Annotated in this window: 8 protein-coding genes and 2 pseudogenes; 6 read left to right on the top strand and 4 right to left on the bottom strand. The window is 61.3% G+C overall.

Annotation, left to right across the window (positions count from 1 at the left end; genetic code table 11):
* Positions 1–95 precede the first annotated feature (95 nt).
* Positions 96–680 carry a PadR family transcriptional regulator gene (locus OS035_RS28030; protein ID WP_097626582.1) on the bottom strand — a complete coding sequence of 195 codons (585 nt, stop codon included), beginning with the start codon at positions 678–680 and terminating at the stop codon, positions 96–98.
* A gap of 166 nt (positions 681–846) precedes the next feature.
* Here OS035_RS28030 and OS035_RS28025 point away from each other — a divergent pair, with 166 nt between their 5' ends.
* Positions 847–2,031, top strand: a complete 1,185-nt coding sequence (locus tag OS035_RS28025; RefSeq protein ID WP_097626817.1) for a YbfB/YjiJ family MFS transporter — start codon at positions 847–849, stop codon at positions 2,029–2,031.
* A 125-nt stretch (positions 2,032–2,156) separates the two neighbouring features.
* On the top strand, positions 2,157–3,422 hold the full coding sequence (gene sbmA / locus OS035_RS28020) for a peptide antibiotic transporter SbmA (RefSeq protein WP_183777578.1): 1,266 nt from the start codon (positions 2,157–2,159) through the stop codon (positions 3,420–3,422).
* A gap of 221 nt (positions 3,423–3,643) precedes the next feature.
* Here the strand turns inward: sbmA and OS035_RS28015 are convergent, their stop codons facing one another.
* Positions 3,644–4,633, bottom strand: coding sequence for a polysaccharide deacetylase (locus OS035_RS28015; protein WP_131711386.1), 990 nt, complete (start codon positions 4,631–4,633; stop codon positions 3,644–3,646).
* A 122-nt stretch (positions 4,634–4,755) separates the two neighbouring features.
* Here OS035_RS28015 and OS035_RS28010 point away from each other — a divergent pair, with 122 nt between their 5' ends.
* From OS035_RS28010 to OS035_RS27995, 4 genes and pseudogenes are all read left to right on the top strand, one after another.
* Entirely contained in the window at positions 4,756–5,340 is a 585-nt protein-coding gene (locus tag OS035_RS28010; protein WP_097626588.1) for an NnrU family protein, read from the top strand.
* 102 nt (positions 5,341–5,442) lie between these two features.
* A complete protein-coding gene (locus tag OS035_RS28005) occupies positions 5,443–6,126 on the top strand; it encodes a tetratricopeptide repeat protein (RefSeq protein WP_097626590.1) in 684 nt (227 codons plus the stop codon).
* A gap of 16 nt (positions 6,127–6,142) precedes the next feature.
* A complete protein-coding gene (gene der / locus OS035_RS28000; protein WP_097626592.1) occupies positions 6,143–7,564 on the top strand; it encodes a ribosome biogenesis GTPase Der in 1,422 nt (473 codons plus the stop codon).
* Positions 7,565–7,854: 290 nt separating this feature from the next.
* Positions 7,855–7,986 (top strand): annotated as a pseudogene (locus OS035_RS27995) (lipase); the annotation flags it as partial.
* A 5-nt stretch (positions 7,987–7,991) separates the two neighbouring features.
* On the opposite strand, the pseudogene OS035_RS27990 reads toward OS035_RS27995, so the two are convergent.
* Together OS035_RS27990 and OS035_RS27985 are read right to left on the bottom strand one after the other, a co-directional pair.
* A pseudogene (locus tag OS035_RS27990) lies at positions 7,992–9,173 on the bottom strand (glycosyltransferase family 4 protein).
* A gap of 239 nt (positions 9,174–9,412) precedes the next feature.
* Entirely contained in the window at positions 9,413–10,453 is a 1,041-nt protein-coding gene (locus OS035_RS27985) for a glutamine synthetase beta-grasp domain-containing protein (RefSeq protein WP_088936412.1), read from the bottom strand.
* Positions 10,454–10,490 lie beyond the last annotated feature (37 nt).

Genomic DNA, 10,490 nt, shown 5'->3' with positions numbered 1-10,490 from the left:
CCCGTCCTTCGAGGCCCCTGCGGGGCGCTTCAGGATGAGGCCCTCTTGGGCACCAGTGCGGTATCCTCGAGCGCCTCATCCCTTGTACCTTGGCATCACCCGTCTTCACCCCGCGTTTGCGGCCTGCCGCCCTGCAGGATTTCCGTCGCCGCACGTTCCAGTATGCCGGCAATGCGGGCGGCCTCGGGCTTTGACCAGGGATAACGCATGCGCAGTGCCGAGCGCAGCAGCATGCGAGCGGCGCGGATATCGCCGCCGTCCTGCATGAAATCGCCGTCGTCACCCTCGTCGGCGCCGTGGCGGTCGGTTTCGAAGACGCGCTTCACATAGGCCATCTTCTCACCGATGCGTTCCAGCTTGGCGAGTGTGTGCAGGATCATGTCGCGGTTTTCCTCGACGCGGCGGCGGCCGGCGTCGGTGATGCTGTAGAGTTTCTTGGTGCCCTCGTTCTCCACCTCGGCAAGACCGGTTTCCTCGAGATAGGTGAGCGCCGGGTAGATAACGCCGGGGCTCGGCACGTAGAAGCCCCCGGAGCGTTCCTCCAGCAACTTTATCAATTCATAGCCGTGGCGGGGTTGCTCAGCGAGCAGCGCCAGAATGACGAGCTGCAGATCGCCGGCCGCAAATTTGCGGCCCATGCGGAAAGCGTCGCCGAACATGCCGCCTTTAAAACCTCTCATGACTTTTCCTTTCATCGTTGGATGTATCGTTGGCTATGTCTTAAAACATATATCGTAAGATAATTGCTTTCAAGGGAGGCGAGGAATTTTTCATGTTTCCGGAAATTGATCGACCGATCAGAATTACTTGATTGTCGCGCAGGTGCTGCGGCGCGATAAGCGCTGCATGCTTGAGCGCATCCGTCATTCCCCGCCGAACCTTGTTTCCACTGCCGCTGCCGGCGCCGTTGCGATGGCGGCGGCCATGGGCTTCGGGCGTTTCTCCTACACGCCGATCCTGCCCGGCATGATGAGTGGCGTGCCGCTTTCGGCGGCGGATGCCGGTTTTATTGCTTCGGCGAATTTCGTCGGTTATCTCGTCGGCGCCGTGCTTGCCGCCTATGGCTGGGCGGCGGGGCGCGAACGGCTGGTGGCGCTCTCGGCACTGCTTGCGACCGCAATCCTGCTCGCCGCCATGGCCGCCACAAATTCCGTCGCAGTCTTTGCCGTCATCCGGTTCCTGGCCGGCCTCGCCAGCGCCTTTGCGATGGTCTTCACCTCATCGATCGTGCTCAGCCACGGGGCTTCCGCCGGCAACGACCATGTGCAGGCAGCGCATTTCGGCGGGCCGGGAGCGGGGATCGCGCTGTCCTCGATCATGGTGTTTCTCATCGGCCTCGGCTTTCACGGCCGCCCGGACAGCTGGCGCGCCGACTGGATCGGCGGCGCGCTCTACTGCGCGGCAAGCCTCGTCATCGTCTTCCTGCTCTTGCCGTCGGCGCCGGCGCAATCGGCGCGCACGGGCAAAGAGCCGGCCCTCGTCTGGAGCCGGCCGATGGTGCTGATCACGCTGTCCTACGGCCTGTTCGGCTTCGGCTATGTGATCACCGCGACCTTCCTCGTCACCATCGCCCGCCTGTCAGCCACGGGTGCCTTTGTCGAATTTCTCTGCTGGTTCATCGCCGGCCTGACGTCGGCGGTGGCGCTGTTTGCCTGGAAGCCGCTGGTCAGGCCGCTCGGGCTCGGGGGCGTCTATGTCGCAGCACTTCTGGTCGAAGCCGCCGGCGTGCTCGCAACCGTCATGCTGCCGCACTCTGCCGCACCGCTGATCGGCGGGGCGCTGTTCGGGGCGACCTTCCTGGCGATCACCGCTTACGGGCTGCAGATCGGCCGCAAGCTTTCCCCCGAAAGCCCGCGGCGGATCCTGGCGATGATGACGGCCGCCTTCGGTGTCGGCCAGATCGTCGGGCCTGTCGTTGCCGGCTGGATCGCCGAACGCTCGGGCAGTTTCACCGTTCCGACGGTGATTGCTGCGGCGGCACTCGTTGCCTGCGCGGGACTGGTGATGCCGGTGATCAAGAAAATCGCTTAACCCGTTACATCTGCGTAACAATCGGCTAAACCCATTGCTGCTTCCTTCGAACTGCCTTAGTTTCCGGCACAATCAGTGTTCGACGACACTCCCGAGACTCACAGTTCAGGAAAGCAAAGCTCCCCGTGTTTCATTCCTTTTTTCCCCAGCCGAAGGCGTTTTTTACTTCGCTCGTCATTTGGACCCTGATTTGCATCGCCGGCTGGTATCTGTTCGCCGCTCATCTCGGTGTATCGCTCGGTTATGGACCTGTTCCGGAAGACCAGCAGCCGATCGATCTTTCGTTCTTCCTGCTGCCCGAAAACCTCTGGTTCTATAGCTATTTCTTTCTTTCGGCGGTGATCTTCTGCGGCGCATGGCATCTGAAGGCGCTGCACCATCCCTGGAAGCTGTGGTCGATTTGGGGTTCGGCACTCATCATCTTCGTGACCTATTTCGGCGTCCAGATTACCGTCGTGATCAACAACTGGCGCCGGCCGTTCGGCGATCTTTTGCAGAACGCATTGTCGAAGCAGCCGGGCATTAGCGTCGATAATTTCTACGACCTGATGTGGGTCTTCTGTCAGATCGCATTTCTCAGCATGTTCGTGTCGATCATGACCGACTTCTTCACCAGCCACTACATCTTCCGCTGGCGCACGGCGATGAACAATTTCTACATGTCGAAGTGGGAAAAGCTGCGCCATATCGAGGGCGCCTCACAGCGCGTTCAGGAAGATACGATGCGTTTTGCAAGCACGCTCGAAGTGCTCGGCATCAGCCTCATCAACTCGGTGATGACGCTTGTCGTCTTCCTCCCGATCCTGCTGGCGCTCTCGCATTACGTGACCGCGCTGCCGGTCATCGGACCGGTGGCGAATTCGCTCTTCTGGCTAGCGCTCTTTTGGTCGGCTTTCGGCACCGTGCTGCTGGCGGTTGTCGGCATCAAGCTGCCGGGTCTGAACTTCCGCAATCAGCGCGTTGAAGCGGCCTATCGCAAGGAACTCGTCTACGGCGAAGACCATGCGGAAAGGGCCCAGCCACTGACGGTGCGCGAACTCTTCGACAATGTTCGTCGCAACTATTACCGGATGTATTTTCACTACATGTATTTTAACGTCGCCCGCAATTTCTACAGTCAGGCGGACGCGCTCTTCGTCATCTTCATGCTGGTGCCGACGATCGTGGCCGGCGCCATCACCTATGGCATCTTCCAGCAGATTTCGACCGCCTTCGGTCAGGTCAGCAACTCATTCCAGTATCTCGTCAACGCCTGGACGACGATTATCGAGCTACTTTCCATCCACAAACGCCTGAAGGCCTTCGAGGCGGCAATCGATGATGAGCCGTTGCCGGAGATCGATCAGCGCTATCTGGAGCGTGAAGCCGGCGCCGTACACGCGGATGGCTGATGGGTGAGATTGTCCGATGGGGAGGCAGGCGGCAACGGGAAATACCTCACCTGCCGTGTCGCCCCGTCATCCGCCCTACGGGCGCCTTCTCCCCGAGGGGAGAAGAGGGAGTCGAAATTCTGCGGCTTATCCCTTTTCCCTAGCGCGCCGAGCGCGGAGAAGGTGCCGGCAAGCGGATGACGGGGCCGCACGGCACCTCGTCTCAGTCTCGAAAAGTACTGTCACAGCCCCGACGTCTGCTGCAATCTCCCCCGCGCCTCGATCATCGGGATCGCTTCGGAATAGCTGACACAGGCGACGTCCTCTCGGTGGCAGACGTCGCCGACCAGCCGGTCGAGGGCGCGCCAGTAGGCGCCGCCGTTCATCTCGACGAAGTGGAAGCCAAGCTGGAGCGGGATGCGGTTGCCGTTGTACTGGCGGTCGAAGGCTTGGGAGAAGGCGGCATAGGCGCGGTCCTCGAATTCTTTCGAATCCGCGCTGTCTTCCTCGCCCTTGGAGTGGCGCACGAAGAGATTGTAGTCCATGCCGATGATCGGTTTTTCGCTTGGGCCTTCAGGGATCAGCGGCAGGCCGAAGCGGATAATGCCGTCCTCCTCGACAGGCATAGCCGGGCCTTTGGTGACGAGGCTCGCGTCATAGCTGAAGCCCGCCTTCTTTTCGGCGGCGATCATGTCGGCGCCCGCGGTCGCGGAGAGGTAGGGGGCGCGGAAACCCTTGATGCCATGATCGACCAGATCCCGCCAGCCGGCCGGCTCGTCCAGACCGACGCCTTTCCAGGCATTCTTCAGGGTTGTGTGGAAGGTGGCGTATTCGGCCGACCAGTCGGCCTCGCTCCATTCGCGGCCATCGAAATGGCCGCAGGCGTGGCTCGATATGTCGTGACCTTCGAGATGGGCATGCCAGATATTGCCGAGGCGTTCGCGGATTTCGTCGTCGCTCTGGGCGAAGCCGACATTGGACTTTCCGCGTCTCTGGTGCGGCGCCCGGTAGGCCTTCTTCGCCGCCTCGTTCATCAGGAAGGTGCAGGAGAGGAAATAGGTGAAATGGGCGCCGTTCTTTGCCGCCATCTCGCGGCTTTTCAGCCAGAGCGCATTGTCGTGGGCGCCGTCGAAAGAGATGATGACCAGCTGTTTCGGCCGGTCGGCCGCCTCTGCCGTGACAGGCAGAATGAAGGAGGCAGCCAGACAGGCGGAGAGGAGAGGACGAGACATGGGCACCGCGACAATTTGTTCGCGGTTTCCCTCCGATAGAATTGCGGCGAAGCTGCGGTCTCAACTGGTATTTTTTCCCGCTAGCCGCTAAGCCATGACAAACGGCACGGAAGGGATCCGCCATGGCATTGCTTATCGTCGGCATCATACTTTTCCTCGGGGTGCATCTTTTGCGGGTGGTCGCCCCCGGCTTCCGCGCCTCGATGATCGCAAGCCTTGGCGAGAAGGGCTGGCGAGCGGCTTATTCCGTCGCGAGTCTCGCCACGCTGATCCTGTTGATCTACGGATTCGGCCAGGCCCGGCAGGTGACCGGCGTGCTTTACAATCCGCCGGTCTGGATGGCGCATATCACCATTACCTTGATGCTGATCGCGATGATCTGTCTGGTCGCCTCGCTGCTGCCGGCGGGGCACATTGCGACCAAGACCAAACATCCGATGGTGCTGTCGGTGAAGATCTGGGCGCTGGCGCATCTGCTCGCCAATGGCGAGACGTCGTCGGTGCTGCTGTTTGCAGCCTTTCTCGCCTGGGGCGTCATCCTGCGCATTTCGCTGAAACGGCGGCAGCGGGCGGGCGAGATCGTGCTCCGGCCGTTCGTGTCAGCCAAATACGATCTCTATGCGATCGTCATCGGCATCGTCGTCTGGGCGCTGATCATCTGGAAGCTGCACGAATGGCTGATCGGCGTTTCGCCGCTTGTGATGTAACGAATCTTTCATATCCCCCTTACAACTGCGGCAAAATGGGGTAGAAGGCCCGGCAATATGCATCTTGCATAGTATTGGGTATTTCCGCGGCCGGAGACGAGAATGGCATTCAACGACGACAGCTTCATCCGTGAAGTCAATGAGGAATTGCGGTCCGACCAGATGAAGGGTGTCTGGCGCCGCTTTGGCCGCTATATCATCGTCGTCGCCATCCTGATCGTCGTCGGCACCGCCGGCAAGGTTCTCTATGAATATTGGGACGATACCCGCTCCTCCGGTGCCGGCGACCAGTTCCTGGCGGCGATGAAGCTTGCCGACGAGAACAAGAACGACGAAGCGCTGGCCGCGCTCGATAAGCTGGAAAAGGAAGGCCATGGCGCCTATCCGGTGCTGGCGCGCATGCGGGCGGCGACCGTTCAGGCGCAGAAGGGCGACGCTGCCACGGCGATCGCCGCCTTCAACGAGATCGGCAAGGATAATGGCGTTCCGGCCGCCGTGCGCGATGCCGCAAAAATGCGGGCCGGCTGGCTGCTGATCGAAAACGGCTCCTACGAACAGGTTTCGGCCGCGATCGAGGAAATGGCCGTGCCGGGCAACGCCTTCCGTCATTCGGCACGCGAAGCGCTCGGCCTTGCTTCGTATAAGGCCGGCAACATGGCGCAGGCGCGGCAATGGTTCCAGTCAATCGTCGACGATACCGACAGCCCGCGCAATGTTACCAATCGCGCTCATATGATGCTTGATCTCATTACCGCATCCGGCAAGGCGCCCGCCGCGCAGGGCTGAGTTTTAAGGAAAAAGAATGAGTTTCACGGTCGCGATCGTCGGTCGTCCGAATGTCGGCAAGTCGACGCTTTTCAACCGCCTGGTGGGAAAGAAGCTGGCGCTTGTCGACGACACGCCAGGCGTGACCCGCGACCGCCGGCCTGGCGATGCGCGGCTGATGGGCCTGACCTTTACCATTATCGACACGGCCGGTCTGGAAGAGGCCGACGAAGAAAGCCTGCAGGGCCGGATGCGCGCCCAGACGGAAGCGGCAATCGACGAGGCCGATCTTTCGCTTTTCGTCGTCGATGCCAAGAACGGACTGACGCCCGTCGACACCGCGCTTGCCGAAATGCTGCGCCGGCGCGGCAAGCCGGTGGTGCTGGTCGCCAATAAATCCGAAGCGCGCGGCTCCGACAGCGGCTTCTATGACGCTTATACGCTCGGGCTCGGCGAGCCGACACCGATTTCGGCCGAACACGGCGAGGGCATGCTCGATCTGCGGGACGCGATCGTCGAGGCGATCGGCAAGGATCGCGCCTATGCCAAGGAGGATGTCGCCGTCACCAACGTCGATATTTCCGAGGCCGCGGGTGAAGGCGACGACGAGGACGAAGAGCCCGTCTATGACGACACCAAGCCGCTCCGGGTGGCGATCGTCGGCCGGCCGAATGCCGGAAAGTCGACGCTGATCAACCGTTTCCTCGGCGAGGACCGGCTTTTGACCGGGCCGGAGGCAGGCATCACCCGCGATTCCATTTCAGTCGAATGGGATTGGCGCGGCCGCACCATCAAAATGTTCGATACCGCAGGCATGCGCCGCAAGGCGCGGGTGACCGAGAAGCTGGAGAAGCTTTCCGTCGCCGACGCGCTGCGCGCCATCCGTTTTGCCGAAACCGTCGTCATCGTCTTCGACGCGACGATCCCTTTCGAGAAGCAGGATCTGCAGATCGTCGATCTCGTGCTGCGCGAAGGCCGCGCGGCCGTGCTCGCCTTCAACAAGTGGGACATGATCGAAGACCGGCAGGCAGTGCTTGCGGATCTCCGCGAAAAGACCGACCGGCTGCTGCCGCAGGCGCGCGGCATCCGCGCCGTGCCGATCTCCGGCCAAACCGGCTGGGGGCTCGACAAGCTGATGCAGTCGATCATCGACACGGACAGGGTCTGGAACAAGCGCATTTCGACGGCGAAGCTTAATCGCTGGCTGGAAACGCAGCAGATCCAGCATCCGCCACCGGCCGTGTCCGGCCGCCGGATCAAGCTGAAATACATGACGCAGGTCAAGGCCCGCCCGCCGGCCTTCATGATCTCCTGCACCCGTTCGGACGCACTGCCGGAATCCTATACGCGCTATCTGATCAACGGCTTGCGCGCCGATTTCGACATGCCGAGCGTGCCGATCCGTATTCATTTCCGTTCAGCTGAGAATCCGTTCGAAGGCAAGAAGAGACGGACATAGGGTTATTTTGGGGGCGTTGCCGGGGCCTGGGGCACCCCCCTCTGCCCTGCCGGGCATCTCCCCCACAAGGGTGGAGATCGCCGGCGGATAGTATCTCCCCGAACAATCGATGTTGGAGCGAGCGGGTACCCCAGCCGATCTCCCCACTTGTGAGGAAATGCCCGTCAAGGCAGAGGGGGCGCCTCATGCGCACCCTATGTCGGTCGTCCTGAACCTAAGCCGCGCTCTTATCCTGCGCTTCGCGCAGCGCCACGATATCGGCCTGTAGCGGGGTGAGATCCGCCGCGTCGTGGTCGCTCGCCGGCGTTCGCGTCACGTCGATGCGCTACAACGGCACGATCCACGATTTTGTGCCTTTGAACGCCATCGCCGAAATATCTGCTGCGCGCAGCGCGATTGCCGTCGGGAACGGCACGAGCAGGGGAGATCAGTCTGCGGAGGGGAGAGGCCCGGCGGTTTCGCCAGGCTTTCTGGTTCTAGGCAGCGATTTGGCAAACTGCCAGGCCTTTTTCCATTTCGGCGTAATGACGCCGTTGGCGGCGCGGATATTGTTGATGAACTGCAGCGTCGCCGCTTCCCAGGAATATTGCATGGCAAGCTCGCGCGCCTTGATGCGCGAGGCGGAGAGGGCGGCAAGGCAGGCGGCTTGCAGGTTCTGGTCGAGCGCGCCGACCTCGCTGTCTTCGCCGATGATATCGAGCGGGCCGGTGACCGGATAGGCGGCGACCGGGACACCCGATGCCAGCGCTTCAAGGATCGTGTTGCCGAACGTGTCGGTGAGCGAGGGAAAGACGAAGACATCGGCCTGGGCATAGGCTTTGGCCAGATCCTCGCCGAACTTCACACCGGTAAAGTGCACATCGGGATAGCGCTGCTCCAGTTCGGCTCATGCCGGGCCGTCGCCGACCACTACCTTCGAACCGGGCAGGTCGAGATCGAGAAAGGCCGGCAGGTTCTTCTCCAGCGCCACGCGCCCGACTGTCATGAAGATCGGGCGCGGAAGGCCGAATGGCTGTTCCTCAAGCGGCATGGGATGGAATTGCGTGGCGTCGATACCCCGGGTCCAGGGCATCAGGTTCTTGATGCCGCGTGCCGAAAGCTCGCGAGCAAGACTCGGGGTGGCGACCATGCAGCCGGCGCCGCCATTATGGAACCAGCGCACGAAGGCATAAAGCCAGCTTTGCGGAATCGGCAGGCGGGCGGAAACATATTCGGGAAAGCGCGTGTGGTAGCTGGTGGAGAAGGGCATGCCCTTGCGCAGGCACCAGCGGCGGGCAGTCAGCCCCAGCGGCCCTTCCGTGGCGATATGCACGTAGGAGGGATTGTGTTTTTCGATCTCACGGGCGATGCGGCGGTAATTGGCGATCGACAGGCGGATCTCGGGATAAGTCGGGCACGGGATGCTGTTGAAGCGCTCCGGCGTCACCATGGAAACAGCCACGCCCATCTTGGCCAGCTCGCGATTGGTGTTCTCGATCGAGCGCACAACGCCGTTGACTTGCGGATGCCAGGCATCGGTGATGATCACCAACCGTTCGGGCAGGTTGCCGGCGGCTGTGGCATTGGCCCAGCTCTCGCTGTGATGAGTGTTTGCCGGACGTTGCAGCATGTCACGATTTCCATCCGCGTTGCATCGATATGCCAACGCTCAACCCCAAAGCGGGGTTCCGGAACGGCGATTCCCGCTTGCCTATTTTGAGGCATGACCATGATGGAAATATTACAGCCGCATGCCCGCGCTTGCAGGCCTTTCAGCGGCTCGATCCTCGCGAATATGTCAGCGGCCGATCGCGGTTTTCATGCGGAAAGAAGGACGGCGCCGGTCGTGGACCGGCGCCGTTTGGGAGGTTAAGCGGCAGCGGAAGCCGAGCTTGCAGTCGGAACTTCCGAAATCGTCTTCAGAACCTGGGAAGCGATCTGGTAGGGGCAGCCCTGCGAGTTCGGGCGGCGATCTTCCAGATAGCCCTTGTAGTCGTTCTTGACGAAGGAATGCGGGACGCGGATCGAGGCGCCACGGTCGGCAACGCCGTAGGAGAACTTGTTCCACGGAGCCGTTTCGTGCTTGCCGGTCAGGCGCTTGTCGTTGTCAGGACCGTAAACGTCGATGTGGTCCATCAGGTTCTTTTCGAACTGCGCCATCAGTGCTTCGAAATAGGCCTTGCCGCCGACTTCGCGCATGTACTTGGTCGAGAAGTTGCAATGCATGCCCGAACCGTTCCAGTCGGTGTCGCCGAGCGGTTTGCAGTGATACTCGATGTCGATGCCGTATTTTTCGGTCAGGCGCTGCAGCAGGTAGCGTGCCATCCAGATCTGGTCGGCGGCCTTCTTGGAGCCCTTGCCGAAAATCTGGAATTCCCACTGGCCCTTGGCCACTTCGGCATTGATGCCTTCGTGGTTGATGCCGGCAGCCAGGCAGAGGTCGAGATGTTCTTCGACGATTTCGCGGGCGACGTCGCCGACGTTCGAATAGCCGACGCCGGTGTAGTAGGGGCCCTGCGGAGCCGGGTAGCCCTGCTCGGGGAAGCCGAGCGGACGGCCGTTCTGGTAGAAGAAGTATTCCTGTTCGAAGCCGAACCATGCATCTTCATCGTCGAGAATGGTCGCGCGAGCGTTGCTCGGGTGCGGCGTGACGCCATCAGGCATCATGACTTCGCACATGACGAGCGCGCCGTTGGTGCGAGCCGGGTCGGGATAGATGGCGACCGGCTTCAGCACGCAATCGGAGCTGCGGCCTTCGGCCTGCATGGTCGACGAACCGTCGAAGCCCCAGAGCGGAAGCTGTTCCAGCGTCGGGAATACGTCGAATTCCTTGATCTGCGTCTTGCCACGCAGGTTCGGTACCGGAGTGTACCCATCGAGCCAAATATACTCGAGCTTATATTTTGTCATCGTGACTCTCTCAATGCTACGAAGGTGAGCAAATCCG

The organism is Rhizobium sp. 268, from assembly GCF_036571585.1.
Lineage (GTDB): Bacteria > Pseudomonadota > Alphaproteobacteria > Rhizobiales > Rhizobiaceae > Rhizobium > Rhizobium redzepovicii.
Note: the sequence above shows the minus strand (reverse complement) of the source record. Positions and strands in the feature narration are given on the sequence as shown.

What these genes read in the sequence shown, in the direction of transcription:
- OS035_RS28030 (WP_097626582.1), bottom strand. Translation starts at nt 680, where the DNA reads ATGAGAGGTTTTAAAGGCGGCATGTTCGGCGACGCTTTCCGCATGGGC.
- OS035_RS28025 (WP_097626817.1), top strand. Translation starts at nt 847, where the DNA reads ATGCTTGAGCGCATCCGTCATTCCCCGCCGAACCTTGTTTCCACTGCC.
- OS035_RS28015 (WP_131711386.1), bottom strand. Translation starts at nt 4,633, where the DNA reads ATGTCTCGTCCTCTCCTCTCCGCCTGTCTGGCTGCCTCCTTCATTCTG.
- OS035_RS28010 (WP_097626588.1), top strand. Translation starts at nt 4,756, where the DNA reads ATGGCATTGCTTATCGTCGGCATCATACTTTTCCTCGGGGTGCATCTT.
- OS035_RS28005 (WP_097626590.1), top strand. Translation starts at nt 5,443, where the DNA reads ATGGCATTCAACGACGACAGCTTCATCCGTGAAGTCAATGAGGAATTG.
- der (WP_097626592.1), top strand. Translation starts at nt 6,143, where the DNA reads ATGAGTTTCACGGTCGCGATCGTCGGTCGTCCGAATGTCGGCAAGTCG.
- OS035_RS27985 (WP_088936412.1), bottom strand. Translation starts at nt 10,453, where the DNA reads ATGACAAAATATAAGCTCGAGTATATTTGGCTCGATGGGTACACTCCG.